This is a genomic window from Citrobacter sp. EC_71, from assembly GCF_019584005.1.
In the GTDB taxonomy this organism is placed as follows: domain Bacteria; phylum Pseudomonadota; class Gammaproteobacteria; order Enterobacterales; family Enterobacteriaceae; genus Citrobacter; species Citrobacter werkmanii.
Window position 1 is genome coordinate 135,902 of record NZ_VDAY01000001.1, and the last position, 25,612, is coordinate 161,513.

Annotated in this window: 25 protein-coding genes and 1 pseudogene; 12 read left to right on the forward strand and 14 right to left on the reverse strand. The window is 54.8% G+C overall.

Annotated features, from left to right (window positions below; all coding sequences use genetic code 11):
• Window positions 1–1,110 carry a high-affinity branched-chain amino acid ABC transporter substrate-binding protein LivK gene (gene livK, locus FHD02_RS00620; protein ID WP_191213785.1) on the reverse strand — a complete coding sequence of 370 codons (1,110 nt, stop codon included), beginning with the start codon at window positions 1,108–1,110 and terminating at the stop codon, window positions 1–3.
• 423 nt (window positions 1,111–1,533) lie between these two features.
• Here livK and panM point away from each other — a divergent pair, with 423 nt between their 5' ends.
• Together panM and FHD02_RS24820 are read left to right on the forward strand one after the other, a co-directional pair.
• Window positions 1,534–1,917, forward strand: coding sequence for an aspartate 1-decarboxylase autocleavage activator PanM (gene panM / locus FHD02_RS00625; protein WP_038634992.1), 384 nt, complete (start codon window positions 1,534–1,536; stop codon window positions 1,915–1,917).
• Window positions 1,902–1,996: pseudogene (locus tag FHD02_RS24820) on the forward strand (hypothetical protein); the annotation flags it as partial. The gene panM and the pseudogene FHD02_RS24820, both read left to right, overlap by 16 nt.
• Window positions 1,997–2,037: 41 nt before the next feature.
• Here FHD02_RS24820 and livJ read toward each other — a convergent pair.
• The 5 genes from livJ to ftsY all read right to left on the reverse strand — a co-directional run bounded on the left by livJ (window position 2,038) and on the right by ftsY (window position 7,780).
• Window positions 2,038–3,141 carry a branched chain amino acid ABC transporter substrate-binding protein LivJ gene (gene livJ / locus FHD02_RS00630; RefSeq protein WP_170972958.1) on the reverse strand — a complete coding sequence of 368 codons (1,104 nt, stop codon included), beginning with the start codon at window positions 3,139–3,141 and terminating at the stop codon, window positions 2,038–2,040.
• A gap of 270 nt (window positions 3,142–3,411) precedes the next feature.
• Window positions 3,412–4,266: an RNA polymerase sigma factor RpoH gene (gene rpoH / locus FHD02_RS00635; RefSeq protein WP_038634997.1), complete on the reverse strand. Its 855-nt coding sequence runs from the start codon at window positions 4,264–4,266 to the stop codon at window positions 3,412–3,414.
• Window positions 4,267–4,534: 268 nt separating this feature from the next.
• Window positions 4,535–5,593 carry a permease-like cell division protein FtsX gene (gene ftsX, locus FHD02_RS00640; RefSeq protein ID WP_042311999.1) on the reverse strand — a complete coding sequence of 353 codons (1,059 nt, stop codon included), beginning with the start codon at window positions 5,591–5,593 and terminating at the stop codon, window positions 4,535–4,537.
• Entirely contained in the window at window positions 5,586–6,254 is a 669-nt protein-coding gene (gene ftsE / locus FHD02_RS00645) for a cell division ATP-binding protein FtsE (RefSeq protein WP_006687468.1), read from the reverse strand. The genes ftsX and ftsE overlap by 8 nt, the downstream gene beginning before the upstream one ends.
• 2 nt (window positions 6,255–6,256) lie before the next feature.
• Window positions 6,257–7,780, reverse strand: a complete 1,524-nt coding sequence (gene ftsY / locus FHD02_RS00650) for a signal recognition particle-docking protein FtsY (protein WP_137370367.1) — start codon at window positions 7,778–7,780, stop codon at window positions 6,257–6,259.
• A gap of 151 nt (window positions 7,781–7,931) precedes the next feature.
• Between ftsY and rsmD the strand changes: the two genes are divergently transcribed.
• Window positions 7,932–8,528 (forward strand): 16S rRNA (guanine(966)-N(2))-methyltransferase, encoded by a 597-nt coding sequence (gene rsmD / locus FHD02_RS00655; RefSeq protein ID WP_137370366.1) that lies wholly within the window; start codon window positions 7,932–7,934, stop codon window positions 8,526–8,528.
• On the forward strand, window positions 8,518–8,793 hold the full coding sequence (locus tag FHD02_RS00660) for a DUF1145 family protein (protein WP_003023415.1): 276 nt from the start codon (window positions 8,518–8,520) through the stop codon (window positions 8,791–8,793). The genes rsmD and FHD02_RS00660 overlap by 11 nt, the downstream gene beginning before the upstream one ends.
• A gap of 99 nt (window positions 8,794–8,892) precedes the next feature.
• On the opposite strand, the gene FHD02_RS00665 is transcribed toward FHD02_RS00660, so the two are convergent.
• Window positions 8,893–9,252, reverse strand: coding sequence for a DUF2500 domain-containing protein (locus FHD02_RS00665; RefSeq protein ID WP_048236961.1), 360 nt, complete (start codon window positions 9,250–9,252; stop codon window positions 8,893–8,895).
• A gap of 141 nt (window positions 9,253–9,393) precedes the next feature.
• Here FHD02_RS00665 and FHD02_RS00670 point away from each other — a divergent pair, with 141 nt between their 5' ends.
• Together FHD02_RS00670 and zntA are read left to right on the forward strand one after the other, a co-directional pair.
• The gene (locus tag FHD02_RS00670; RefSeq protein ID WP_137361616.1) at window positions 9,394–10,020 is read left to right on the forward strand and encodes a lysoplasmalogenase; all 627 of its coding nucleotides are present in this window, start codon (window positions 9,394–9,396) and stop codon (window positions 10,018–10,020) included.
• 75 nt (window positions 10,021–10,095) lie between these two features.
• A complete protein-coding gene (zntA, locus tag FHD02_RS00675) occupies window positions 10,096–12,294 on the forward strand; it encodes a Zn(II)/Cd(II)/Pb(II) translocating P-type ATPase ZntA (protein WP_137370365.1) in 2,199 nt (732 codons plus the stop codon).
• Window positions 12,295–12,369: 75 nt separating this feature from the next.
• Here the strand turns inward: zntA and tusA are convergent, their stop codons facing one another.
• A complete protein-coding gene (gene tusA / locus FHD02_RS00680) occupies window positions 12,370–12,615 on the reverse strand; it encodes a sulfurtransferase TusA (RefSeq protein ID WP_038635021.1) in 246 nt (81 codons plus the stop codon).
• A 168-nt stretch (window positions 12,616–12,783) separates the two neighbouring features.
• On the opposite strand from tusA, the gene FHD02_RS00685 reads away from it, so the two are divergent.
• Together FHD02_RS00685 and FHD02_RS00690 are read left to right on the forward strand one after the other, a co-directional pair.
• On the forward strand, window positions 12,784–13,449 hold the full coding sequence (locus tag FHD02_RS00685) for a 7-cyano-7-deazaguanine/7-aminomethyl-7-deazaguanine transporter (protein ID WP_061380975.1): 666 nt from the start codon (window positions 12,784–12,786) through the stop codon (window positions 13,447–13,449).
• A gap of 72 nt (window positions 13,450–13,521) precedes the next feature.
• Window positions 13,522–14,079 (forward strand): DcrB family lipoprotein, encoded by a 558-nt coding sequence (locus FHD02_RS00690; RefSeq protein ID WP_016154847.1) that lies wholly within the window; start codon window positions 13,522–13,524, stop codon window positions 14,077–14,079.
• Between the two features lie 3 nt (window positions 14,080–14,082).
• Here the strand turns inward: FHD02_RS00690 and FHD02_RS00695 are convergent, their stop codons facing one another.
• Window positions 14,083–15,300, reverse strand: coding sequence for an MFS transporter (locus FHD02_RS00695; protein ID WP_220393446.1), 1,218 nt, complete (start codon window positions 15,298–15,300; stop codon window positions 14,083–14,085).
• A gap of 133 nt (window positions 15,301–15,433) precedes the next feature.
• Here FHD02_RS00695 and FHD02_RS00700 point away from each other — a divergent pair, with 133 nt between their 5' ends.
• Window positions 15,434–16,483 (forward strand): AI-2E family transporter, encoded by a 1,050-nt coding sequence (locus FHD02_RS00700; RefSeq protein WP_042311816.1) that lies wholly within the window; start codon window positions 15,434–15,436, stop codon window positions 16,481–16,483.
• 62 nt (window positions 16,484–16,545) lie between these two features.
• A complete protein-coding gene (acpT, locus tag FHD02_RS00705; RefSeq protein WP_042311813.1) occupies window positions 16,546–17,136 on the forward strand; it encodes a 4'-phosphopantetheinyl transferase AcpT in 591 nt (196 codons plus the stop codon).
• On the opposite strand, the gene FHD02_RS00710 is transcribed toward acpT, so the two are convergent.
• On the reverse strand, window positions 17,128–17,634 hold the full coding sequence (locus FHD02_RS00710) for a phenolic acid decarboxylase (protein ID WP_137361620.1): 507 nt from the start codon (window positions 17,632–17,634) through the stop codon (window positions 17,128–17,130). The genes acpT and FHD02_RS00710 overlap by 9 nt on opposite strands.
• A 99-nt stretch (window positions 17,635–17,733) precedes the next feature.
• On the opposite strand from FHD02_RS00710, the gene FHD02_RS00715 reads away from it, so the two are divergent.
• On the forward strand, window positions 17,734–18,594 hold the full coding sequence (locus FHD02_RS00715) for a LysR family transcriptional regulator (RefSeq protein ID WP_042311810.1): 861 nt from the start codon (window positions 17,734–17,736) through the stop codon (window positions 18,592–18,594).
• Window positions 18,595–18,685: 91 nt separating this feature from the next.
• Window positions 18,686–19,087, forward strand: a complete 402-nt coding sequence (gene nikR / locus FHD02_RS00720) for a nickel-responsive transcriptional regulator NikR (protein WP_006687486.1) — start codon at window positions 18,686–18,688, stop codon at window positions 19,085–19,087.
• A 50-nt stretch (window positions 19,088–19,137) separates the two neighbouring features.
• Here nikR and FHD02_RS00725 read toward each other — a convergent pair whose 3' ends face one another.
• The 4 genes from FHD02_RS00725 to FHD02_RS00740 form a co-directional block, all read right to left on the reverse strand.
• On the reverse strand, window positions 19,138–20,262 hold the full coding sequence (locus FHD02_RS00725; RefSeq protein ID WP_042311808.1) for an ABC transporter permease: 1,125 nt from the start codon (window positions 20,260–20,262) through the stop codon (window positions 19,138–19,140).
• On the reverse strand, window positions 20,262–23,009 hold the full coding sequence (rbbA, locus tag FHD02_RS00730; protein WP_204555586.1) for a ribosome-associated ATPase/putative transporter RbbA: 2,748 nt from the start codon (window positions 23,007–23,009) through the stop codon (window positions 20,262–20,264). Before rbbA ends, FHD02_RS00725 begins: the two co-directional genes overlap by 1 nt.
• Window positions 23,006–24,073 (reverse strand): HlyD family secretion protein, encoded by a 1,068-nt coding sequence (locus tag FHD02_RS00735; protein WP_079225861.1) that lies wholly within the window; start codon window positions 24,071–24,073, stop codon window positions 23,006–23,008. Before FHD02_RS00735 ends, rbbA begins: the two co-directional genes overlap by 4 nt.
• A 352-nt stretch (window positions 24,074–24,425) precedes the next feature.
• Window positions 24,426–25,592 carry an iron-containing alcohol dehydrogenase gene (locus FHD02_RS00740; protein ID WP_220393447.1) on the reverse strand — a complete coding sequence of 389 codons (1,167 nt, stop codon included), beginning with the start codon at window positions 25,590–25,592 and terminating at the stop codon, window positions 24,426–24,428.
• Window positions 25,593–25,612 lie beyond the last annotated feature (20 nt).

Sequence of the window (25,612 nt, forward strand, 5' to 3'; positions counted from 1 at the left end):
TTACTTCGCAACGGTCGATGAACCGTCTGCGTGCCACTGGAAGACACCAAACTCAAATCCCTTCAAATCGCCTTTTTCGTCCCATTTCAGCGGCCCAATCACGGTATCAGCCCCGTGTGCTTTCAGATCTTTCACCAGGTCCAACGGCTCTTTGCTACCGCTGCGATCCATTGCTGTCGCCAATGACTGGACGGCTGCATAAGTGATCCACACGTACGGTCCGGTTGGATCTTTCTTGTCAGCTTTGAGCGCATCGACGATAGCTTTATTCGCCGGATCCTGGTCATAGCGTTTTGGCATGGTTACCAGCATGCCTTCAGCAGCATCACCGGCAATGTTAGACAGCGACGCATTGCCGACGCCCTCTGGTCCCATAAACTGGGTTTTCAGCCCGACGGAACGCGCCTGGCGCAGCATTTGCCCCATTTCCGGGTAGTAGCCGCCGTAATAAACAAAGTCGATATTTTCTTTTTTCAGGCGGGCGATCAGCGCAGAAAAATCTTTTTCTCCGGCGGTGATCCCGTCAAAGAAAACGATGTTACCTTTGCCCGCTTTCAGGCTGTCCTGCACTGAACGCGCCAGGCCTTCACCGTATTGCTGTTTATCGTGAATGATGGCGATACGCTGCGGCTTCACCTTCTCCAGAATGTATTTCGCGGCGGTCGGCCCCTGAGAGGAGTCCAGACCCGCTGTACGCATGATGTGTGCGTAACCGCGCTGGGTCAGTTCCGGGTTAGTGGCACCCGGAGAAATCATCAGAATGCCTTCATCTTCATAAATATCTGATGCAGGCTGCGTGGAAGATGAGCACAGATGTCCAATAACGTACTGAATGCCGTCATTGACGATTTTGTTCGCTACCGCCACGGCCTGTTTCGGATCGCAAGCGTCGTCATATTCCACAGCGACCAGTTTGTCGCCTTTGATCCCGCCTTTGGCATTGATATCTTTAATGGCCTGACGTGCGCCATTAAATTCCATATCACCCCACTGCGCGACCGGGCCTGACATCGCGCCGACAACAGCGACCTTGATATCTTCCGCCATGACCGCGTGTGACATTGCCAGTGCTATCACCCCTGCGATGATTGTTTTCGCATTCCGTTTCATTACCTGAATCCCCATTCGTGACGTAATTAATATTTTGTATTTATGTGGTTAAAAAGCAGACTGTGCTTTTTTTGAACTGTACTATTTTTACCAATCTCATTAATGGTTTAGCACAGTTTTTTAAGCAAAATCAGGCTAAAATCTCTATATTTCAGTCGATTAAGAAAAGATAATATTCTGCTTTTCACTATAGATAAACAAAAAAAAGCACGTTTGTCAGCATAAAATAACGGTACAAAGAGCGGAATAAAATGCTGCATCCCAGGGTATTATCCTGCCTGTTTTTCAATCTCTAATGTTTCAAACTGTCATTACCGTTGTCGCAAAACGATTAACCTGGTTAATCACATAAAAAAGAGAAAGCATCCGGGTGAATTATTTCGGTACACTGCTTCCATCTTTTGTGATTTGGACATGCTGCTAATGAAGCTGACCATCGTTCGTTTAAACAACTTTAGCGCCCAGGATCTGATTGATCTGGGCAAAATCTGGCCGGAATATTCCGCCTCATCGTTAAGCGTAGATGAAACGCACCGGATCTACGCCGCGCGTTTTAACGAGCGTCTGTTAGGCGCTGTACGTGTCACCCTGAGCGGTACCCAAGGCGCTCTGGATTCGTTGCGCGTACGTGAAATCACCCGTCGTCGCGGCGTCGGGCAGTATTTAATCGAAGAGGTGATCCGCGAAAACCCAAGTGTGAGTTCATGGTGGATGGCTGATGTAGGCGTTGAAGACCGCAGCGTGATGGCCGCGTTTATGCAGGCATTAGGGTTTACGGCCCAGGCGGATGGCTGGGAAAAAAGATAAAAAAGCCGGATGGCGCTGACGCTTATCCGGCCTACATGCTGGGAACAAAAAATAAAAAACCACCTCGCAATTTTCCAGGTATGTAGGCCGGGTAAGGCGAAGCCGCCACCCGGCACTCAATTACTTCGCGTCGGTCGCCGTACCATTAGCATGCCAGTCAAACACACCGAATTCGAAGCCTTTCAGATCGCCCTTCTCGTCCCAGGACAACGGCCCCATTACGGTTTCTACTGAGTTTGCTTTCAGGTATTTGGCAATTTCAGCCGGATCGTCAGACTGGTTCAGGCCGGCCTGCAAGGATTGCAGCGCGGCGTAAGTGGTCCACACGAATGCGCCACTTGGATCCTGTTTCTTGGCCTTGATAGCATCCACAATCGGTTTGTTTGCAGGCACCTGATCGTAGTTCTTCGGCTTAGTTACCAGTAAGCCTTCCGCAGACTCACCCGCAATGTTAGACAGCGACACGTTCGCTACCCCTTCCGGTCCCATAAACTGGGTTTTCAGACCTGCGGCACGAGACTGACGCAGGATCTGCCCCATTTCCGGGTGATAACCACCGTAGTAAACGAAATCGATATTCTCTTTCTTCAGGCGCGCTACCAGCGTCGAGAAGTCTTTTTCACCGGCGGTAATTCCGTCAAAGAACACCACGTTGGCGTTGCCTTTCTTCAGGCCGTCCTGCACCGCACGCGCCAGACCTTCACCGTACTGCTGCTTATCGTGAATGATGGCGATGCGTTGCGGCTTCACTTTTTCCAGAATGTATTTGGCGGCAGTTGGCCCCTGATCGGAATCCAGGCCGGTGGTACGCATCACCAGCTTATAACCACGCGCAGTCAGCTCCGGCGCCGTTGCTGCCGGAGTGATCATCAGAATGCCTTCATCTTCATAGATATCTGACGCGGGCTGGGTAGAAGATGAGCACAGATGACCGATAACGTATTTAATCCCGTCGTTGACCACTTTGTTCGCGACCGCTACCGCTTGTTTCGGGTCGCAGGCGTCGTCGTATTTCACCACGACCAGTTTGTCACCTTTCACCCCGCCCTTGGCGTTGATATCCGCAATCGCCTGCTCTGCGCCAGTAAACTCCTGATCGCCATACTGTGCTACCGGACCGGACATTGCGCCGACAACGGCCACTTTAATATCCTTAGCAAACGCCATATTGCTCAAAGACAGGGCGATACATCCTGCCAATAACGCTTTACCCTTCGTATTCATCCTGACAATCCCCATTATTGTGGTTATTACGTATGTTGTGATGTTGTTGTTCAGCACTTTATTTCGATTATTGGATAGCCACCCGTGCTTTAGCAGCATACTCTGCTAAAACATACCCGATTTTTATTATTTTGGAATAGCTAAATTTGACATGCAGATAACAACTTGATGACAAAAAGCCTAAACGTCAGGAGATAGAGGGAGAGATAAAAACAAAAAACCCCGGATTTTCATCCAGGGTTTATCAGCATTTCCAGGTTTCCTGGAAGATTACGCTTCGATCGCCGCGCGCAGTTTTTTCATGGCGTTTTTCTCAAGCTGACGCACACGTTCAGCGGAGACGCCGTAGCGGTCGGCCAGTTCCTGCAACGTGGACTTGTTGTCTTCGTCCAGCCAACGAGCGCGGATGATATCCTGGCTACGTTCGTCCAGACCTTCCATTGCGTGAGTCAGTTTGTTCGCGGCCTGATCTTCCCAGTTATCTTCTTCAATGCCATCGGCAAAATTAGAGGATTTATCCTGCAGATACAGAACCGGCGCCATCGGCTGGCTGTCAGACTCGTCGTCCGAAGACATGTCAAACGTCATGTCCTGCGCCGCCATACGGGATTCCATTTCACGCACGTCTTTGCTGGAAACACCCAACTCACGAGCCACCATTTCAACTTCGTCCTGGTTGAACCAGCCCAGACGCTGCTTGGTTTTACGCAGGTTAAAGAACAGCTTACGCTGTGCTTTAGTGGTCGCGACTTTCACGATACGCCAGTTACGCAGAACGTATTCATGGATCTCAGCTTTGATCCAGTGCACAGCGAAAGAAACCAGGCGCACACCCACTTCCGGGTTGAAACGGCGCACGGCTTTCATCAGGCCGATATTACCTTCCTGAATCAGATCCGCCTGCGGCAGGCCATAGCCCGCGTAGTTACGAGCAATATGAACAACAAAGCGCAGGTGAGACAGGATCAGCGTTTTAGCTGCTTCCAGATCGCCCTGGTAATGCAGCTTTTCAGCCAGTGCCCGCTCCTCGTCAGCCGACAACATCGGCCACGCGTTCGCAGCCCGGATGTAAGATTCCAGGTTACCAACAGGGGCTAAAGCTAAATTTTGCATTTCTTTGGTCATTCAAATCCTCTCAATCTTTTCATCTGGCGCGTTGGCAAAACCAATTAACAAAAACCAGTAGCAACAACCATGCCAGAGCTTATGAGCAACGAGAATATCATTCAATCTTTTATCAGACAGTGATTTTATCCACAAGTTCCATGTCGTAATGTGTATAAATTACGCACAAAATGTGACATCACAATGAATACGCCGGGAAGAGATAACAGGGACTCTTTCCCTGCAGAGCGAACTACTCAGTGCAGGGAAAGATTATACCAGAGATTTTTTAATCGGGGGTAAAGTGGCGTAAATGTTGAACCGTGGCAAGCCAGGCTGCCACCCAGCCGATCATTGAGCACACCAGCAGCAATAACAGGCACTCGTCGAATGATAAACCATTGATATCAAACTTTGTTCCAAAAACCTGCGCCACTTCAGTTACCGCTGACGACAAACGCATCACCAAAATTTCTGACAAAATCAGTGAAAGAAATGCGCCGGAAAAACCGAGCAGCGCGCCGCCGTAAAGGAATGGACGCAGGATAAATCCGTCCGTTGCGCCAATCAGCTTTTGCACGTTAATGGTATCGCGACGCGCAAAAATACTCAGGCGCACGCTGTTACCGATGACGAGGAAGACCGCCGCCACCATCAGCACGCCAATCATCGCGGATACGCGCCCCACGAGTCCCGTCAGCGCCGCCAGACGAGCGAACCAGCTGTCGTCCATCCGCACTTCATCAATACCGTTGATTTGTGCAATACGGTCACGCAGGGTGTTCAGCGACTCCGTCCCCTGGAAGTCCAGTTTCGGGATCACCACCGCTACGGCTGGAAGCGGATTCTCTTCCAGCATATCCAGCGCGCCGCCAAAGCCGGACCAGTTACGGAATTCGCCCAACGCATCTTCGCGGGAAAGATAATTTACTTTCTCGACGCCCTGTTCGGCCTGCAACTGACCCACCACCCGCGCCGCCGCGTCATCATCTAGCGTTTTTTGCAGATAGACGGTGATTTGCGGCGAGGGATAATACTGGCTTGCCGCCTGGTTTACGTTTTTATAAACCATGTAACACACGCTTGGCAGCGTCAGGGAGATGGCGATCACCATCACCGTCAGGAACGTCGCCAGCGGCTTACTTTTCAGGTCCTGCAACGCGCCCTGGAACGCGTAACGCACCTGCTCGTTAAAAACGTTGGTTTTACGTGAGTTCGGTTTTGGCGCGGCTTTCGCACGCTTCGGCGCATTACGACCGCCATCACCCGGCGCGCCGCCTGATTTACGAAAACGATCCAGTCGGCCACCGAACTGTTTGATTTGATTGATAGCGTCACGTCTATTCATGCGCCAGGCCTCCATGCAGGTGTCCATCACTCAGGACCAGCTGGCGGTAGGAGCGACGGGAGATCAGACCAATATCGTGCGTGGCCATTAATACCGTGACCCCGACGCGGTTAAACTCTTCGAACAGGCGAAGGATCCCTTCCGACAGCGCGTCATCCAGGTTCCCCGTCGGTTCATCCGCCAGCAGTACCGCAGGTTTATTCACCACCGCACGGGCGATACCCACACGCTGTTGCTCACCGCCAGAGAGCTGAATCGGGAAGTTTTTCGCTTTGTCCAACAGCCCGACCTTATCCAGTGCCGCTGACACGCGACGACGAATATCGTCCCCGCTGGCGCCCGCGATGATCAGCGGAATTGCCACGTTGTCAAACACGGTTCTGTCCATCAACAGGTGGTGATCCTGAAAAATCATGCCAATCTGACGACGCAGAAACGGCACTTCACGGTTTTTCAAACGGCTGATGTCATGCCCGCTGAAATAGATTTTTCCGGCGCTGGGCCGTTCAATTCCACAGATCAGCTTCAGCAGGGTACTTTTACCCGCACCAGAGTGGCCGGTCAGAAACGCCATCTCGCCAGGCTGCATATGGAAGGTCACTCCCTGCAGCGCTTGTCTCCCACCGAGATAGGCCTTGCTGACATGTTCAAAGCGAATCATTGTTAATCCTCTCGGGCAAAAAGTGCCTCAATAAAATCGTCCGCTTTAAACGGACGTAAATCCTCGATACGTTCGCCCACACCAATGTAACGGATAGGGATGCCAAACTGATCGGCAACCGAGAAGATGACCCCCCCCTTCGCCGTACCGTCCAGCTTGGTCAGGGTGATACCGGTTAAGCCCACCGCTTCATGGAACAGTTTGGCCTGGCTTATCGCATTCTGCCCGGTACTGGCGTCGATAGTCAGCATAACTTCATGCGGCGCCTCTTCGTCGAGCTTCTTCATGACACGAACGATTTTTTTCAGTTCTTCCATCAGGTGCGATTTGTTCTGCAAACGCCCTGCGGTATCAGCGATCAGCACGTCTACGTTACGAGCCTTCGCGGCCTGAATGGCATCAAAGATAACCGAGGCGGAATCCGCGCCGGTATGCTGCGCAATCACCGGGATATTGTTACGCTGACCCCAGACCTGCAACTGCTCTACCGCTGCCGCACGGAAGGTATCGCCCGCCGCCAGCATCACCGTTTTACCCTGCTGCTCAAACTGACGCGCCAGCTTACCAATGGTAGTTGTTTTACCCACGCCGTTGACACCAACCATTAAGATAACAAATGGCGTTTTACCCTCAACGTTCAGCGGCTCATCAACCTTCGCCAGAATCTCGCCCATCTCATCTTTCAGCAGGCCATACAGCGCTTCTGCATCTTTGAGCTGCTTGCGGCTGGCGCCTTCCGTCAGATTCGCAATAATTTTGCGGGTCGTTTCTACACCCACATCGGCGATCAGCAGTTGCTCTTCCAGCTCTTCAAACAGATCATCGTCGATCTTTTTACCGCGGAACAGACTGATAAATCCGGAACCGAGGTTTTCTTTTGTTTTCAGCAGGCTGCGTTTCAGGCGCGCAAAGAAACCTTCTTTAGTTGGTTTTTCCTGCTCCTGGACCGCCTCTTCTACCGGTTCTTCAACGGCAGGTTCTTCAACCGGCACCACCATGACGGCTTCTTCCGCCGCCTCAGCGGCCAGGGCCTGCGCTTCCAGCTCTTCATCGGTCAGCTGCGGTTCGTTTTCGGCTTCTTCTTCAACCGCCTCGACGATTTCTACAGTTTCTGCTTCAGCCTGCCACTCTTCGGCAGAAACATCTGCGGTTTTCACCTCTTCCGGCAGCGGCAATTCTTCGTGTTCGATAACCGCCGCCGCAGGGGTTTCCACTGCAGGTTCAACAGTGGATTCAGCAACCGCTTCAACTTCCGGCTGCGGTTGCTCAGCAACAGGTTCTTCTTCCGGCTGCAGTTTTTCGATTTCCGCAACCTGTTCAGTGACTTCAACAACTTCAGCAGCAAAGGCTTGTGTTTGTGCCTCGCTACGGGTTTCCTCGGCGCGCGGCTGTTCGTCAACGACGGTAGTTTCTTCAGCAACCGGTTGTTGTTCTTCGTTTTTTAGTTCTGTCTCGTTTTCCGGTGCCTGCTCTTTTTGACCAAAGCCCAGCCAGGAAAAAAAGCCACGTTTTTTCTCTTTCGCCATTTGCGACTACACTCCCCCGCTGTTGCTTCATGGCACAGCGTCAACGCTATGTACATAGCAGCTAAAAAAATGATGAAATAGTCTATCACTTAACTTAACTCACATCACCGCCTGGAATGACATGCTATAGGCGGATTGAGCAATAATAGAAATGAAAAAACCGAATCACTCTGGTAGCGGCCAGATCCGCATTATTGGCGGGCAATGGCGTGGCCGTAAACTCCCGGTTCCGGACAGCCCCGGCCTGCGTCCGACCACCGACCGCGTGCGCGAAACCTTATTTAACTGGCTGGCCCCGGTAATGGTCGATGCCCGGTGCCTGGACTGTTTCGCCGGTAGCGGTGCGCTAGGGCTGGAAGCGCTCTCCCGCTATGCGGCAGACGCCACGCTTCTGGAGATGGATCGCACGGTATCGCAGCAGCTACAAAAGAATCTCGCCACGCTGAAGGCAAATCATGCCCGCGTCGTCAATGCCAATACGCTGGCGTTTCTGGCCCAAACCGGTACGCCGCATAACGTGGTGTTCGTTGACCCGCCGTTTCGCAAAGGATTACTGGAAGAAACATTAACCCTTCTGGAAACCCATGGCTGGCTGGCAGATGAAGCGTATATCTACGTTGAAAGCGAAGTCGAAAACGGCTTACCGCCGGTTCCGGTGAACTGGTCGCTATACCGTGAGAAAGTCGCCGGACAGGTCGCCTATCGCCTGTACCAACGTGAAGCACGAGGAGAACACGATGCTGATTAACCTGGGGCGCCTGCTGATGCTGTGCGTCTGGGCATTTTTACTACTGAATATTTTTCAACCCTTTCCACGCCCGCTTAACATCTTCGTTAACGTCGCACTGATATTTATGGTGCTGATGCATGGCATGCAGCTGGCGCTGCTAAAAAGCACCATGCCTAAAGATGGCCCGCAGATGACCAACGGAGAGAAAATCCGTATTTTTCTGTTCGGCGTCTTTGAGCTACTGGTGTGGCAGAAGAAGATTAAAGATCAGTTGAAGAAGTAGCTGTGATCTTTTCTCCCGGCGGCACGTTGCGGGCCGGGGCGAAAAATCTGTAGGCCGGATAAGGCGTAAGCCGCCATCCGGCATCAGTCAGATGACACCTTAGCGTTCAAGCGTAAAATCAACAAATCGCGAACCTTTGTAACTCAGCGTGCCTTTATCCCCGACCGTTAACGCGTGGTACTGCTGCGCATCCAGACGAAACGTCTGCTCCATCCCCCCGTTTTGTGGCTTAAAGCTGGCTTCATAGCGCATGCTGGTTCCTGCCGGGCTCACTTCCTGCTGACGGGATCGCCGATCGTTTAGCGGTTTTTCCCGTTTGTTACTCACCACCACCTGCTTTTGCACCAGCGGCGCCGCATCATTATCGGCTTTTTCTCGCCGCTGCTGAACAAAGCGAAACGACGCAGCGACAACGATTAAGACAATGATAACAATGAAAAAAAGTGGTGGTTTGCTCATATTATTAACCCATCAGAAAATGCGGAAATAAGCATACATCGCCTGTTATGGTGTTGTCATCTGGCTGTGTCGACCTCTACACTGGACAGTAGAGCCGTGAGCACCCCGCTTACGAAAAAATAACGAATTCAAGGAACTAAGATGCTTTGGTCGTTTATCGCTGTCTGTCTTTCCGCATGGTTGTTCGTGGATGCTTCCTATCGTGGGCCCGCCTGGCAACGCTGGGTCTTTAAACCCCTAACTTTACTCCTGCTGGCGCTGCTGGCCTGGCAGGCGCCAATGTTTAACGCCATCAGCTATCTGGTGCTGGCAGGGCTGCTTGCCTCACTGCTGGGCGATGCGCTGACGCTGTTGCCGCGCCAACGTCTGCTGTACGCCGTGGGGGCATTCTTCCTGTCGCATCTGCTGTATACCATCTATTTCGCCAGCCAAATGACGCTGTCGTTCTTCTGGCCTTTGCCGTTGGTGCTGGTAGTGCTGGGGGCGTTGCTGATCGCCGTGATCTGGACGCGTCTGGAAGAGCTGCGTGTCGCTATCTGCACCTTTATCGGCATCACGCTGATGATGGTCTGGATGGCCGGTGAGCTGTGGTTCTTCCGCCCCACTGGCCCCGCGCTGTCGGCATTCCTCGGCGCCTCATTATTGTTCATCGGCAATTTTGTCTGGCTGGGTAGCCATTATCGCCGCCGCTTCCGCGCCGATAACGCCATTGCCGCCGCCTGCTACTTCGCCGGACATTTCCTGATTGTTCGTTCGTTGTATCTCTAATATCGCTTGACTCTGGAGTCGACTCCAGAGTGTATCCTTCGGTTAATACGAAATGATTATTAACCGGAGGATGCCATGTCGACGCCCGATGCCCCTGGCAAAAAAGCCCCACAATTTTCTTCTTTCAAGCCAGCGCCAGCCCCAAAAAAGGCGGACGACTGCTGCTGCGAAGGAAGTTGCGCCACCCCTACCACCGTATCCGAAAGCGTAATGGGCACCCGTTATTCCTGGAAAGTGGCAGGAATGGACTGTGCCGCCTGCGCCCGGAAAGTGGAAAATGCGGTCCGCCAGGTGAGCGGCGTCAACCAGGTCCAGGTGCTGTTCGCTACCGAAAAACTGGTCGTCGACGCGGGTTCTGATATCCGTCAGCAAGTTGAAAGCGCGGTACAAAAGGCAGGTTATACCCTACGCGATGAACAAGCGCCGGAAGCCGCCTCCGAATCACGCCTGAAAGAGAACCTGCCGCTGATTTCGCTGATAATCATGATGGCGATTAGCTGGGGGCTGGAGCAGTTCAATCATCCTTTCGGTCAGATAGCGTTTATCGCCACCACGCTGGTGGGCTTGTATCCCATTGCCCGCCAGGCCCTGCGTCTGATGAAAACCGGCAGCTACTTCGCCATTGAAACGTTGATGAGCGTGGCCGCGATTGGCGCACTGTTTATCGGCGCGACGGCGGAAGCCGCCATGGTGCTACTGCTGTTTTTAATTGGCGAGCGCCTGGAAGGGTGGGCCGCCAGCCGCGCCCGCAAAGGTGTTAGCGCATTGATGGCACTCAAGCCAGAAACCGCCACGCGCCTGCGTAATGGCGAACGTGAAGAGGTCGCAATCAATACGCTCCGGCCTGGCGATGTTATTGAAGTTGCCGCCGGTGGACGTTTACCCGCCGACGGTAAGCTGGTCTCCGGTTTTGCCAGCTTTGATGAAAGCGCCCTGACCGGCGAATCGATCCCGGTTGAACGCGCCACCGGCGAGAAAGTCCCGGCGGGGGCCACCAGCGTAGATCGTCTGGTTACGCTGGAAGTGCTTTCCGAGCCGGGCGCCAGCGCTATCGATCGCATTCTGAAGCTGATTGAAGAAGCGGAAGAACGCCGCGCCCCCATTGAGCGCTTTATTGACCGTTTCAGCCGAATTTATACCCCCGCTATTATGGCGGTTGCGCTGCTGGTTACCCTCGTCCCGCCGCTGCTGTTTGCCGGCTCCTGGCAGGAGTGGATTTATAAAGGACTGACGCTGTTGCTGATTGGCTGCCCGTGCGCGCTGGTTATCTCAACTCCCGCAGCGATTACCTCTGGTCTTGCCGCCGCGGCGCGTCGTGGCGCATTAATCAAAGGCGGCGCCGCGCTGGAACAGTTGGGCAGAGTCACGCAGGTGGCGTTTGATAAAACCGGCACCCTGACCATCGGTAAACCGCGCGTGACGGCGATTCATCCGGCAAGCGGTATAAATGAGGCTGAACTGCTGGCGCTGGCAGCGGCGGTAGAGCAAGGCGCGACGCACCCACTGGCGCAGGCGATTGTTCGGGAAGCGCAAACGCGCGAGCTGACTATTCCTGTCGCGAAAGAACAGCGGGCGCTGGTTGGTTCCGGAATAGAAGCGCTGGTCAACGGCGAGCGCGTGCTGATTTGCGCCGCCGGTAAGCAGCCTGCCGATGCCTTTGCCGGACAGATAAGCGAGCTGGAAAGCGCGGGCCAGACTGTGGTGCTGGTGCTGCGTAACGATACCGTTCTCGGCGTACTGGCCCTGCAGGACACGCTGCGCGACGACGCCCGCACTGCCATCAGCGAGCTCAATCAGATCGGCGTGAAAGGGGTGATCCTGACCGGTGATAACCCACGCGCGGCAGCAGCCATTGCCGGAGAGCTGGGTCTGGAATTCAAAGCGGGGTTATTGCCGGAGGATAAGGTGCGAGCCGTTACCTCTCTCAACCAACAGTCGCCGCTGGCAATGGTCGGCGACGGCATCAACGACGCCCCGGCGATGAAAGCGGCGACCATCGGCATTGCCATGGGTAGCGGAACCGACGTCGCCCTGGAAACCGCCGATGCCGCCCTGACCCACAACCGTCTGCGTGGCCTGGTGCAAATGATTCAGCTGGCGCGCGCCACCCACGCCAATATTCGCCAGAACATTGCGATTGCGCTGGGTTTGAAGGGGATTTTCCTCGTCACCACGCTGCTCGGGATAACCGGACTGTGGCTGGCGGTGCTGGCTGATACGGGAGCGACGGTGCTGGTGACGGCGAATGCGCTGCGGTTGTTGCGTAAAGGGTAATGTGTGTGCCGGATGCGGCGTTGCCTTATCCGGCCTACAGGTTACACCGTCTTTGTAGGCCGGATGGCGCTTCGCTTAATGCCCTTTGCGCACTAAATAGCGGTACGGCAGAGAGTCGGTCTCTTTGGCCACCAGTTCATGCTCCATAAAGGTACAGAAGCCGGGAATATCGCGGGTTGTCGCCGGATCGTCGGCGACAATCAGCAACGTTTCACCCGCCTGCATACCGCGCACGGTTTTACGCACCATCATTACAGGTTCCGGGCAGCGTAGTCCCTGGGCATCAAGCGTATGGTCGGGAGAGGTAAACAGATCGCTCATCGTAGTCTCATTCATGCAAAAACGGCGTTATTTTACGCTCTGTTGTGGCGTAAGCCAATCAGGTTAACGATTGCGTGAAAAACAACCATTGCAATGTGCTCTTAAAGCAGTATCATGCGACGGTTTTTTATTGGGTTCCCTCACCCCATCCAACAAAAAGGTCACAATATGACTCCGTTTACACAATCTCAGCGCGTAAAAGCGTTGTTTTGGCTATCGCTATTTCATCTGCTGGTGATCACCTCCAGCAACTATCTGGTGCAGCTACCGATTTCCATTTTTGGTTTCCATACCACATGGGGCGCTTTTAGCTTTCCGTTTATTTTCCTTGCGACCGACCTGACCGTGCGAATTTTTGGCGCGCCGTTGGCACGACGTATCATCTTTGCGGTGATGATCCCCGCGCTGCTGATCTCCTATGTTGTGTCATCACTGTTCTATATGGGGTCGTGGCAGGGGTTCAGCGCGCTGCTGCACTTTAACCTGTTTGTCGCCCGTATCGCCGCAGCCAGCTTTATGGCTTACGCGCTGGGACAAATTCTGGATGTGCATGTCTTTAACCGCCTGCGTCAGAACCGCCGCTGGTGGCTGGCGCCGACGGCTTCCACGCTGTTTGGCAACATCAGCGATACGTTGGCCTTTTTCTTTATCGCTTTCTGGCGTAGCCCGGATGCCTTTATGGCCGAGCACTGGATGGAAATCGCGCTGGTCGACTACTGCTTCAAGGTACTGATCAGCATTATTTTCTTCCTGCCGATGTACGGCGTACTGCTGAATATGTTACTGAAAAGGCTGGCAGATAAATCTGAATTATCTGCATTGCAGACGAGTTAAAGGTTCATTTTCCGAGTTGTGATAAGATGGTCGAATGAGCCGTTATGGCCGTTTATCGAAAGGAAGAAGTCAATGCGCAATCTGGTTAAATATGTCGGTATTGGCCTGCTGGTTATGGGGCTTGCGGCCTGTGATAATAGCGATACAAAAGCGCCAGCAGAAGGTGCTGCCGCAGAGAGTAGCGCCACCGGACAACCGGTCAGCCTGCTGGACGGCAAACTCAGTTTTTCCCTGCCAGCGGATATGACCGATCAGAGCGGCAAGCTGGGTACCCAGGCGAACAATATGCACGTGTATTCTGACGCAACCGGCCAGAAAGCGGTGATTGTAATTGTCGGCGACAATACCAACGAAGATCTGGCGGTGCTGGCAAAACGCCTGGAAGATCAGCAGCGTAGCCGCGACCCGCAGTTGCAGGTCGTCACCAATAAATCTATTGAGCTGAAAGGCCACACACTGCAACAGTTAGACAGCATCATCTCGGCCAAAGGCCAGACCGCTTACTCTTCCGTGGTGCTGGGTAAAGTGGACAACCAACTGCTGACGCTGCAAATCACGCTGCCTGCTGACGATCAGCAAAAAGCGCAAACGACCGCAGAAAACATCATTAACACGCTGGTTATCCAGTAACGGTTAAGGCGATGACTCGGCCTCCGGTGACACCACCTGAGGCCGTTTTTTTAGCCGCCAGGTCAGCAGTAACGCCACCGCCACCAGCCCGGCTGCCGCCAGATAGATAACCGGTACGCCCGCCCACGTCATTACCAGCCCGGCCAGCGGCCCGGTAACGCCCAGCGATAAATCCATAAACACCGTATAGGTCGCCAGCGCGGCGCCCTGATTTTGCTGCGGGACGGCTTTAACCGCCACCACGCCCAGCGCCGGGAAGACCAACGAGAACCCGGCACCTGCCAGCAGAACGCCGATTTTCGCCATCCACGGCATGGAGGCCATGCCCACCAGCAGCAACCCAACAATCTCGACGCTAAAACAGATCATCGCAACATTGAGCCCACCTAACCGATTGATACCATTTGGGAATAACAAGCGAGTACACACAAACGTACAGCTAAAAAGCGTCAGCGCAAAAGCTGCACCGTCCCAACCTTTAGCATCATAAAACAGCGTGATAAAGGTGGCGATCACGCCAAATCCGGCGGAGGCCAGCGCCAGCGCCATGCCGTACAACCAGACGCGTCCAAGTACCGCTCGAAACGGCAACGGTTTGCCTTTGCTGGCCTTCACCGCCGGACGGGGGAGCGCCAGCAGTATTGCCAACAGCGCCACGCCCATCACGGTCAGCGCCAGCCCCTGTAAGCCACCCCAGGCATAACACAGAACGCCCAGCGGAGCGCCTATCGCCATCGCGCCATAGGTCACGATGCCGTTCCACGAAATCACCCGTCCGATATGCATCGAGCCAACAACTCCCACGCCCCATAGCGTAGAGCCGGTCCCGGCAAAACTTTGCCCGATCCCAAGAATCACGCGCCCCAGGCATAGCAGCAACAAGCTGGCCAACGGCCAACCATTCGTTGATCCCGCCAGCAGGTAGCCCAAACCACTTAAAAAGCAGCCACACAGTCCGAATACCACGATTTTTTTCGGCCCCAGCAGATCGGCATAGCGACCAGCATGAGGGCGGCTTAGCAGCGTGGCGAAATATTGCAGGCTGATAACCAGTCCTGCCCAGAAGGCGCTAAATCCCATCACATCATGGACATAACCTGGCAATACCGCGAGCGGCAGGCCGATGGTCAGATAGCTGGCGAAGTTAAACATCACCACCGAAACAATGCGCAGATTAAGGCGCAAACCGCTTAGCGTCGGTTCAGCGACGGGTTCGGGCATGGAAGGTCACCACATTTTCACAACAGTGTTTCATTTCTACCATGTTGCAGACCATAAATCAGCAGCCAGTTTAGGAATAACAGACGCAAGCCAACCGCTACACTTAATGCAAAAACGCAAACAGGAAGAAAACATGACAACCGCTCAGCCCGATAAAACGGGTATGCATATTTTGCTCAAACTGGCCGCTTTGGTGGTGATCCTCGCGGGCATCCATGCCGCGGCGGATATCATTGTGCAACTGCTATTGGCGCTCTTTTTTGCCATCGTATTGAACCCGCTGGTCACCTGGTTTATTCGCCGAGGAGTGCGTCGCCCGGTAGCCATTACGTTAGTGGTCGTGGTAATGCTGATTGTTCTTACGGCGCTGGTTGGCGTGCTGGCATCGTCGATCACTGAGTTCATGGCCATGTTGCCAAAATACAATAAGGAGTTGACGCGCAAGGTTCTGTATCTGCAAGAAATGGTCCCCTTTCTGAACCTGCATATGTCCCCGGAGCGCATGCTGCAACGGATGGACTCCGACAAACTGATGACCTTCACGACCACGCTAATGACGAGTCTTTCCGGCGCCATGGCCAGCGTCGTCCTGTTGGTAATGACGGTCGTCTTTATGCTGTTTGAAGTGCGCCATGTTCCTTATAAGCTGCGCTTCGCGTTAAACAATCCGCAGATTCACATTGCGGGGCTGCATCGGGCGCTGAAGGGCGTTTCACACTATCTGGCGCTGAAAACGTTGCTCAGCTTATGGACCGGCGCCATTGTCTGGCTGGGGCTGGCGCTGATGGGGATTCAGTTTGCTCTGATGTGGGGCGTGCTGGCATTCCTGCTAAACTACGTGCCCAACATTGGCTCGGTCATTTCCGCCGTCCCGCCCATGGTTCAGGCGCTGCTGTTCAACGGCATTTACGAATGCGTGCTGGTTGGCGCGCTGTTTCTGGTCGTGCATATGGTTATTGGTAATATTCTCGAACCCCGTATGATGGGGCACCGCCTGGGATTATCGACGCTGATCGTCTTTCTCTCCCTGTTGGTATGGGGATGGCTGCTCGGCCCGGTCGGCATGTTACTCTCCGTGCCGTTAACCAGCGTGTGTAAAATCTGGATGGAAACCACCAAAGGCGGCAGCAAACTGGCAATTTTGCTGGGACCAGGCAGACCCAAAAGTCGATTACCGGGATAAACTTGCAAATGGCACGTGAAGAATGATACACAACCCCATTATTACTAAAGGTTAGTCCTGATATGTATCAGATCGTTCTTGGGAAAGTTTCTGTTTTAAGCGCTGGCGAACTGCCTGCCGCGATGAAAGAGCAAGCGCCGCAAGGTGCTCGCCGGGCACGCTGGCTGGCTGGCCGCGTGCTGCTTTCCCATGCCCTTTCGCCATTGCCGGACATTGTCTACGGCGAGCAAGGAAAACCCGCTTTTCCCGCTGATACGCCGCTGTGGTTCAATCTCAGCCATAGCGGCGATGACATCGTCCTGCTGCTCAGCGACGAAGGGGAAGTCGGCTGCGATATTGAAGTCGTGCGCCCGCGCGATAACTGGCAGACGCTGGCAAACACGGTGTTCAGTCTCGGAGAACATGCCGAAGTAGAGGCCGAACGCCCGGAGCAACAGCTGGCGGCGTTCTGGCGTATCTGGACGCGTAAAGAAGCTATTGTGAAACAGCGTGGCGGCAGCGCCTGGCAAATCGTCAGCGTCGATAGCACCGCGCTGACCTCCTCACTCTCCGTCAGCCAGTGCCAGATCGATACCCTGAGCCTGGCGGTGTGCACCCCCACGCCATTTACCCTGACCGCCGACGCCGTGCAGCGTCTGGAAGCCTTAGCGTAAATTTTCCGGGAAGTTTTTCGGCAACTCACTCGCCGCGCAGGCAATCACGTCGTCATTGTTTGCCCCGCAGTCACGCACGAAGGTGATGGTCGCGAACTCATCAATCACCTCGGTTGGATACGCCGGACCCGCATCGCGATACGACATCATCAACGGAATATGATCATTCTGGAAGCACACCGTTTTTTCCGGATTGTTAATCACCCAGCGCGGGAAAAAGATGGTGCCGTGAAAGAGTTTGTCGCCCAGGTTTACGATCAGGCTGACGTCGGTCCCGGTCGGTTCGGTCCAGGAAATTTTATAAACACTCGCCCCTACCCGCACAATATACGCCCGCTGATCTTTCACCCAACGATTACCCACAATACCGCTGTGAATGCGGTAATCCAGCGTGGTCTCATTTTTTAGGTAGATCTCGTAATTCCAGCCATTATCGTAGGTATAGACCAGATGTTTGCCGACAAATCCGCTCAAATCATGTTTATCAAAAGCGCTCATATTCGTTCTCCTCTTACTTGATGCGAAGATCTTAACGCTTCAAAAATTGGATGAATAACGCTATGTTTACATCATATTCATTCAATTTTTAGATGAGTTATGCACAAAACAACCCTCGAACAATGGGCCCTGCTGGAGAAAGTGGTGGAACTGGGCAGCTTTGCGAAAGCCGCGGAAGAGACCAACCGTAGCCAGTCATCGGTAAGCTACAATCTGGCGCTACTGCAGGAGCGACTCGGCGTGCCGCTGCTGACGCCGGAAGGCCGCAGGGCGGTTTTAACCCCGGCGGGCGAGTTGTTGCTAGCTCAGGTCAAACCGTTACTGAAGGCCTTTTTATGGGTGGAGACCCGGGCAGCAACGTTGCAAAACGGCACGCGAACACGGCTGGATTTGCTGGTGGATAGTATCTTCCCACGCAAACGCCTGTTCGCGATCCTCAAGCAGTTTCAGCTGGCGTGGCCGCAAACGCAGGTGCGGCTGACCGAGGTACTGGAAAATGCAGACGACAGGCTGGCAGCGCATGCCGATGCGGACGTAATGGTCCTGACCCGGCGTCAGGATGTTACCGGGCGTGGTGAATGGCTGATGAACATTGACTTCGTGGCCGTTGCCCATCGCGATCACCCGCTCTGCACTCTTGATGCACCGCTGGATGAAGACGCATTACGCGCGTGGCCACTGATTCGCATTGCCGATCGCGACAACCCGCAGCAACCGGTGCGCGATGCCTGGACCTTCTCTACCATTGATGCCGCGATTGATGCAGTCATGTATCAGGTCGGTTACGGCTGGCTGCCTGAGGAGCGTATTCAGACGCAACTGGCCCAGGGGCTTTTACGTCCGCTGCCGTTAAGCCATGGCGCTCGCCGCGCCACGCCGCTGCATCTGATCGTTAAAGATACGCTCGCCCCGCTGGATGAACAGGTCAGTACCCTGCTGCGTTTATTGCGAGAGCATTAACCTTTTCCCCGGATGCCGGACGTATGTTACAAAATACGCTATTCCCTTTATTCCCTGTGCGCCAACGCGCCACATGAAAGGTTAATTGCAGATGCAACGAGTCACCATTACCCTCGATGACGATTTACTGGAAACGCTCGACGGGCTGAGCCAGCGCCGTGGCTACAACAACCGTTCCGAAGCGATCCGCGATATTCTGCGCGGCGCACTGGCGCAAGAAACCACCCAGGAGCACGGCACCCAAGGCTTCGCGGTACTCTCATATGTTTATGAGCATGAGAAACGCGACCTGGCGAGCCGTATTGTTTCCACCCAGCACCACCACCATGATTTATCGGTCGCCACATTACATGTGCATATCAATCATGACGACTGCCTGGAAATCGCCGTGCTGAAAGGCGACATGGGCGATGTGCAGCATTTTGCCGATGACGTCATTTCCCAGCGCGGCGTACGCCACGGTCATTTGCAGTGCCTGCCGAAAGAAGAGTGATTGCCTGTTTCGTTGCCGGATGGCGGCTGCGCCTTATCCGGCAATAATGTTTACGCCATCGTGCCGATCGTCTTGCGAAAACGCAGCAGCGCTATCAGGAAGAACGCCCCGCCAATCGCCAGCAGCGTCAGGAACTGCGGCCAGACGATGTTAAACCCGGCCCCGCGATAAAGTATCGCCTGCGCGAGACTGACAAAGTGGGTGGTCGGCATGGTCAGCATAATGTCCTGCACCGCCTGTGGCATGCTTTCACGCGGCGTGGAGCCGCCGGAGAGCATCTGTAACGGCAGCAGCACCAGAATCATCAACAGCCCCAGTTGCGGCATGGAGCGCGCCAGCGTCCCCATAAAAATGCCGATCGAGGTGGTGGCAAACAGGCTCAGCGCCACCCCCAGCATAAACAGCGGAATGGAACCTTCAATTGGCACCCCGAGTACGCCTTTTACCATCAGCATCAGCGACAGACCGGAAACCACCAGCACCACCAGTCCCATCGACCAGATTTTCGCCATCATTATCTCAAACGGTGTCACCGGCATCACCAGCAGGTGCTCAATGGTCCCATGTTCGCGCTCACGGATCAGCGCCGACCCGGTAAGCACAATCGCCAGCATGGTAATGTTATTGATAATTGCCATTACCGCGCCAAAGCGGGCAGGCTCCAGGTTGGGGTTGAAGCGCATGCGCATTTCCAGCGCCACCGGCGGCTCATTATTATCGCGGTAACGCGCCACAAAACTGTTCACTTCACCACTAATGATATTCTGGATATAGCTGTTGCCAGTGAAGGCCTGGCTCATCCGCGTGGCATCGACGTTGACCTGGATATCCGGCTGTCGCCCGGCCAGCACATCACGCTGAAAATCAGGCGGAATGTTCACGGCGAAGGTGTAGCGACCGGCATCCAGCCCGGCATCCATCTCATCGGCGGTGATCATCTCCGGCGGCAAAAACCACGGGCGATAAAAGCTGTTCACAATCCGGTTCGACAACTGCGACTGGTCCATATCCGCGATGGCAATCGGCGCCAGATGTAGCGACCCCGGTAGGACAGTTGCGGAGGAGTAAACCGAAATCGTGAAAGCGAAAACGATCAGCGTCAGCATCGCTTTGTCACCCAGCAGACTGCGTAACTCTTTGATGCCAAGGTTATAAATATTGCGTAATCGGCGCATCACCCCTCCTGTTTTTTCAGCAGTAATACGCTCAGACCAACCACTACAGGAATAGCGATTGCCAGCGGGATAAATAGCTGCCAAAGATCCGCCAGATCCAGCGCTTTAGAGAACGTCCCGCGCGCAATGGTCAGAAAATGGCTGGTCGGATAAATTTCACCAATCCAGCGTCCCGGCCCTTCCAACGAGGCCACCGGATCGATCATCCCGGAAAACTGTGTCGCCGGGATCAGCGTAATAATCGCCGTACCAAAAATGGCGGCGATCTGGCTTTTCATAAACGTAGAGATTAACAAGCCCAGTCCGGTAGCAATGGTGACGTACAGCAGCGCGGCCAGCGTCAGTGTTAAAAAGCTACCCTTATGCGGGACGCCGAAGACAAACACCGACAGCGCACATAGCAGCAGGAAGTTCAGCATTCCCAGCACAATGTAAGGCAGCTGTTTGCCAAGCAAAAACTCGCTGCGGGTGGTGGGCGTAACGTACAGGTTGATAATCGACCCCAGCTCTTTCTCACGCACCACACTGAGTGCGCTGAGCATGGAGGGAATCATCATCAATAGCAGCGGGATGACCGCCGGAACAATCGCCGGCAGGCTCTTCACATCCGGGTTGTAACGATAGCGCGTCTCGATGGTCATCAGCCCGTTTTGCCCGCTGGCATTGGGCTGACGGGCCATCACATCCTGCAGCCAGGTCTGGTGCATCGCCTGTACATAGCCTCTGACCGTTTCTGCGCGGCTCGGCATCGCCCCATCAACCCAGACGCCAATCTTCACCGGCGTTCCACGCGCGATATCGCGGCCAAAATTGGGCGGGATTTCAATGGCTACTGCCACCTCGCCCGAACGCATCCGTTTGTCCAGTTCGTCATAACTGGTGAGCGGCGGCTGCTCGATAAAATAGCGCGACCCTGCCAGATTCAACGTCCACGCCTGGCTGCTGACGGTCTGGTCACGATCGAGCACCGAAAAACGCAGGTTTTCCACATCCATACTGATGCCGTAGCCCATAATCAGCATCAGGATCACCGTCCCCATCAGCGCCAGCGTGGAACGTACCGGATCGCGCCGCAATTCCAACGCTTCACGCCGACTGTAGCTGAACAAACGCCGCAGGCTAAAGCCCTGGCGTAGCGGCTGATTATTTTCATGCACCACCGGCGTATCCGCTTGCGAAAGCGTAGTCTCCGGCGCCGGACCAGCCGCTTCCTGTAACCAGGAGATAAACGCCTCTTCCAGACTGGCGGCACCGCGTTGCTTCACCAGTTCCTGCGGCGTGCCGCTGGCCAGCACTTTTCCGGCATGCATCAGCGACATGCGATCGCAGCGCTCCGCTTCGTTCATAAAGTGGGTGGAGATAAAAATGGTCACTTTATCCTGCCGCGACAGATCAACCATCAATTGCCAGAACATGTCCCTTGCCACCGGATCGACCCCGGAGGTCGGCTCATCAAGAATGAGCATTTCCGGGCGATGAATAACCGCCACCGCCAGCGACAGGCGTTGACGGATCCCCAACGGCAGAGCGCCGGGCAACGCGTCTTCGACATCGGCCAGGCTAAAGCGCTCGCTCATCTCTTGTACGCGTTGAGGGATTTCTGCCTCGGGGATATGGAACAGCCGCGCGTGGAGTTCGAGGTTTTGCCGCACGGTCAGCTCGCTGTAGAGCGAAAACGCCTGTGACATATAGCCTACCCGGCGGCGGGTATCGATATTCTTCGGGTCAACCGCTTGCCCAAACAGCCATGCCTCGCCTTCGCTTGCGGGCAGCAGTCCGGTGAGCATCTTCATGGTGGTAGATTTGCCGCAGCCATTGGAGCCGAGAAAACCGAAGATTTCCCCGCGCGGAATGCGAAAGTTAACGTGGTCAACGGCGACGAACTTGCCGAAGCGCATGGTCAAATCTTTCGCCTCAATGGCAATCTCTTCCCGCTCAGCGTGATACGGCGGGATCACCACCGGTTTGTGTGCCTGACGCTGGGCTTCGGGTAACAGCGCGATAAACGCCTGCTCCAGCGTGTCGCTGGCGGTTTGTTCACGTAGCTGTTGTGCGCTCCCGGTGGCTAACACCTCCCCGGCGTTCATCGCCACCAGCCAGTCGAAGCGCTCGGCTTCTTCCATGTAGGCGGTCGCAACCAGTACGCTCATGTTGGTCTGGCGCTGGCGAATACTGTCAATCAGATCCCAGAACTGAGCGCGGGACAGGGGGTCGACCCCGGTGGTGGGTTCATCGAGAATTAATAGCTCCGGGTCGTGGATCAACGCGCAGCACAGCCCCAGCTTTTGTTTCATCCCCCCCGAGAGTTTCCCGGCAGGACGATCGCGAAACGGCGCCAGGCCGGTACTATTTAGCAGCTCGGTAATCCGCGCTTCGCGCTCCGCTTTATCATGACCAAACAGGCGGGCAAAGAAATCGACGTTCTCATACACCGACAGCGTGTGATACAGGTTTTTCCCCAGCCCCTGCGGCATCCAGGCAATGCGCGGGCAGACATCCCGGCGGTGCTGCGGGTCGCGCATATCGCCGCCCAGCACCATCACGTTGCCGTGTTCAATGACCCGCGCGCCGGAGATGAGCGACAACAAGCTCGATTTCCCAACGCCATCCGGGCCAATCAACCCCACCATGCAACGGGCGGGAATATCCAGCGTGATATTGTTCAGCGCGACCGTTTTCCCGTAATGCTGACTCACGCCGTCAAGGTGCGCCACGGGAGGAACGGGAACCAGCGCCAGATGCGTCATTGCGGCAACCTCACCATCAGATCCTCAGGCCAGGCGCGATTTTCATCGACACGCACCCACGCCATGCCCGGCAGACCGGTTTTCACGTACTCGAGGTGCTGCTGCAACAGCTCTGGCGGGATACGCGCTTTGACGCGGAACATCAGCTTCAGCCGTTCATCACTGGTTTCCACCGTTTTCGGCGTGAACTGCGCGACGCTGGCCACAAAGCTGATGGTCGCCGGAATACGTAGATCCGGCGCGGCGTCCAGCACCAGTCGCGCTTCGCCGCCAATCTTCAGTAAGCCAGCCTGTTCGGTAGGTAAGAAGAACGTCATGTAGACATCGCTGAGATCGACCATATTCAGCACGCGCCCACCCGCGGAAAGCACTTCACCCGGTTCGGCTACGCGATACTGTACGCGACCATCGCGCGGAGCTTTCAGTTCACTGTCATCAATATCAGCGGCAATGCGACGTTCGGTAGCCTGTGCGGCTTCTACGCGGGTCTGCGCCTGAATGATGCTGGTACGAGCGGCTTCAATTGCCGCTTTGGCCGCAGAGACCTGCGCCTTTGCCGACTCCAGCGCGGCACGTGCACTTTCCGCCGCGGCCCGATCGTCATCCAGTTGTTGCTCGGACACCGCCCCTCGCTGGGATAGCGAACGGGAACGCACATGACGTTTAGAGACCGACTGCAGTTCCGCCTCACGCTGTTTTACCACCGACTGCGCGGCGCGCATTTCACTTTGCCGCTGTTCCAGCAACGCTCGCGCCGCCGCCACCGCGCTTTCGGCTTCTTTGATTTGCGCGATCGCCTCCAGCCGCTGTTCCTGCAGCACGCGGGTATCCATTTTCGCCAGCACCTCGCCCTGACGGACAAACTGCCCTTCCGAAACGAGGATGGTATCAATACGCCCGGCAATCTTAGTGGCAATATCCACTTCGGTGGCTTCAATTCTGCCGTTGCTGGCCGCAAATCCCTCCGGTATTCCCGCAGGGCGTAGCATCCACCAGGCTATCGCGGCCACCGCCACAAGAATGCCCGCTCCCCACCACATCAGATGACGCTTAAACTTATCCATATTCGACCCGCCGTAATCCCTGTAATCAAACGTTGCGTGTCACAAAGCCCACTGAACAGCTATTCAGCGGGAGATTCCATCCGGGATGAGAAGGAATGAAAAACAATGGCCATTGAGCGAGCAGGCGTTAAGGCAACGCGCGCCGCGAAGGAAGTGAATGACGAAAATGCTGTGAAATCGGGTAGTAATGTTGTCATCATCAGCGTTCCTGGCCGGAAATGAAACACGCATACTCATAACTGCTGTCTATTGAATACTAACACCTGGATTCAATATGTCTATTCGGTTGTAGTGGGTATATCGCCGCCGACAAAGCGTGTCAGGTGATCCACTCACCGGACACGTTCAGGGTTTAATAAGCCTGCTGGTAAAGCCGCAACGCATCGTCTTCATTAAGCGTAACGGGATTATTGCCCAGCAAGCGGGTCTGCTGCATGGCATCCTGCGCCAATATCGCCAGACCGTCTGCGGGAACACCAACGTCACGTAGCCTGTTCGGCGCCCCGGTTGCCGCAATAATGCTTACCATCCCGGCAATAAACGACTGGGCATCGATATCCACGTTTCCTGTCACCTGCGCCCCAATGACGGGAGCCAGCTCGGCATAAAGTGGGGCAGTTGCCGCCACGTTAAACTGCAGCACCGGAACCAACATTAGCGCATTCGACAAGCCGTGCGGGATATGGTGTCTGGCACCCAAGGGATAAGCCAGTGCATGCACCGCCGCCACCGGAGAGTTAGCGAAAGCCTGTCCCGCCAGCATCGCGCCCAGCAATACATTTTCTCGCGCTTCACGGTTGTACCCATCACGACATGCGGTCACCAGATGGCGACTGATTAAACGTAAGGCTTCGCGGGCCAGCGCGTCCGAGAGTGGGTTTTTCTTATGCTTGCCGGTATAGGCCTCAATCGCATGCACCATCGCATCTATCCCGGCGGCGGCAGTATGGACAGGAGGAAGTCCGAGGGTCAGTTGTGCATCCAACAGCACCAAATCACCATACAGTTGCGGGGAGACAATGCCCATTTTGCTGTCATCGTTGGTCGTCAAAATTGCAATATTGGTGACTTCAGACCCGGTGCCGGCTGTGGTGGGAATGTTAACCAGCGGTAGGCGTTTCCCGGTGACCTTGTCGATGCCGTAAAGCTCCGCCAGGTCTTGTTCAGCGTTGATTAATACAGCCACCAGCTTCGCGACATCGAGCGAGGAGCCGCCCCCCAGACCAATAACTATCTCGCAGTTACCATCGCGGGCAACCTGTAAAGCTTCGCGAACGAGGCGCTCGTGTGGGTCGGGTTGGACCCGATCATAAAGCGTCACCTGAAACCCTGCGTTGTGCAGACTGTGCAGAACCGGCGGTAAAACGCCAGCCTTGACCAGACCGGGATCGGTCACCAGCAATACACGACGCACGCTAAACCGTTGCTGAAGGATCTCTCCTAACCGTGACGCACCCGCCCACTCGACGATAATTTCCGCTACCGTCGTAAACGCAAAATCCTTCATGACATTGTTCATTGAGGTATTCCTTGCAGTAT

Bases quoted from the DNA above. Each gene is read 5' to 3' on its own strand.
- FHD02_RS00665 (WP_048236961.1), bottom strand. From the start codon at position 9,252: ATGAGCAAACCACCACTTTTTTTCATTGTTATCATTGTCTTAATCGTT.
- livK (WP_191213785.1), bottom strand. From the start codon at position 1,110: ATGAAACGGAATGCGAAAACAATCATCGCAGGGGTGATAGCACTGGCA.
- FHD02_RS00715 (WP_042311810.1), top strand. From the start codon at position 17,734: ATGCACAAAACAACCCTCGAACAATGGGCCCTGCTGGAGAAAGTGGTG.
- zntA (WP_137370365.1), top strand. From the start codon at position 10,096: ATGTCGACGCCCGATGCCCCTGGCAAAAAAGCCCCACAATTTTCTTCT.
- FHD02_RS00700 (WP_042311816.1), top strand. From the start codon at position 15,434: ATGACAACCGCTCAGCCCGATAAAACGGGTATGCATATTTTGCTCAAA.
- rbbA (WP_204555586.1), bottom strand. From the start codon at position 23,009: ATGACGCATCTGGCGCTGGTTCCCGTTCCTCCCGTGGCGCACCTTGAC.
- rpoH (WP_038634997.1), bottom strand. From the start codon at position 4,266: ATGACCAAAGAAATGCAAAATTTAGCTTTAGCCCCTGTTGGTAACCTG.
- FHD02_RS00690 (WP_016154847.1), top strand. From the start codon at position 13,522: ATGCGCAATCTGGTTAAATATGTCGGTATTGGCCTGCTGGTTATGGGG.
- FHD02_RS00740 (WP_220393447.1), bottom strand. From the start codon at position 25,592: ATGAACAATGTCATGAAGGATTTTGCGTTTACGACGGTAGCGGAAATT.
- ftsE (WP_006687468.1), bottom strand. From the start codon at position 6,254: ATGATTCGCTTTGAACATGTCAGCAAGGCCTATCTCGGTGGGAGACAA.
- FHD02_RS00735 (WP_079225861.1), bottom strand. From the start codon at position 24,073: ATGGATAAGTTTAAGCGTCATCTGATGTGGTGGGGAGCGGGCATTCTT.
- nikR (WP_006687486.1), top strand. From the start codon at position 18,686: ATGCAACGAGTCACCATTACCCTCGATGACGATTTACTGGAAACGCTC.
- FHD02_RS00660 (WP_003023415.1), top strand. From the start codon at position 8,518: ATGCTGATTAACCTGGGGCGCCTGCTGATGCTGTGCGTCTGGGCATTT.
- rsmD (WP_137370366.1), top strand. From the start codon at position 7,932: ATGAAAAAACCGAATCACTCTGGTAGCGGCCAGATCCGCATTATTGGC.
- FHD02_RS00685 (WP_061380975.1), top strand. From the start codon at position 12,784: ATGACTCCGTTTACACAATCTCAGCGCGTAAAAGCGTTGTTTTGGCTA.
- ftsX (WP_042311999.1), bottom strand. From the start codon at position 5,593: ATGAATAGACGTGACGCTATCAATCAAATCAAACAGTTCGGTGGCCGA.
- ftsY (WP_137370367.1), bottom strand. From the start codon at position 7,780: ATGGCGAAAGAGAAAAAACGTGGCTTTTTTTCCTGGCTGGGCTTTGGT.
- FHD02_RS00695 (WP_220393446.1), bottom strand. From the start codon at position 15,300: ATGCCCGAACCCGTCGCTGAACCGACGCTAAGCGGTTTGCGCCTTAAT.
- FHD02_RS00710 (WP_137361620.1), bottom strand. From the start codon at position 17,634: ATGAGCGCTTTTGATAAACATGATTTGAGCGGATTTGTCGGCAAACAT.
- FHD02_RS00725 (WP_042311808.1), bottom strand. From the start codon at position 20,262: ATGCGCCGATTACGCAATATTTATAACCTTGGCATCAAAGAGTTACGC.
- FHD02_RS00670 (WP_137361616.1), top strand. From the start codon at position 9,394: ATGCTTTGGTCGTTTATCGCTGTCTGTCTTTCCGCATGGTTGTTCGTG.
- tusA (WP_038635021.1), bottom strand. From the start codon at position 12,615: ATGAGCGATCTGTTTACCTCTCCCGACCATACGCTTGATGCCCAGGGA.
- panM (WP_038634992.1), top strand. From the start codon at position 1,534: ATGAAGCTGACCATCGTTCGTTTAAACAACTTTAGCGCCCAGGATCTG.
- acpT (WP_042311813.1), top strand. From the start codon at position 16,546: ATGTATCAGATCGTTCTTGGGAAAGTTTCTGTTTTAAGCGCTGGCGAA.
- livJ (WP_170972958.1), bottom strand. From the start codon at position 3,141: ATGAATACGAAGGGTAAAGCGTTATTGGCAGGATGTATCGCCCTGTCT.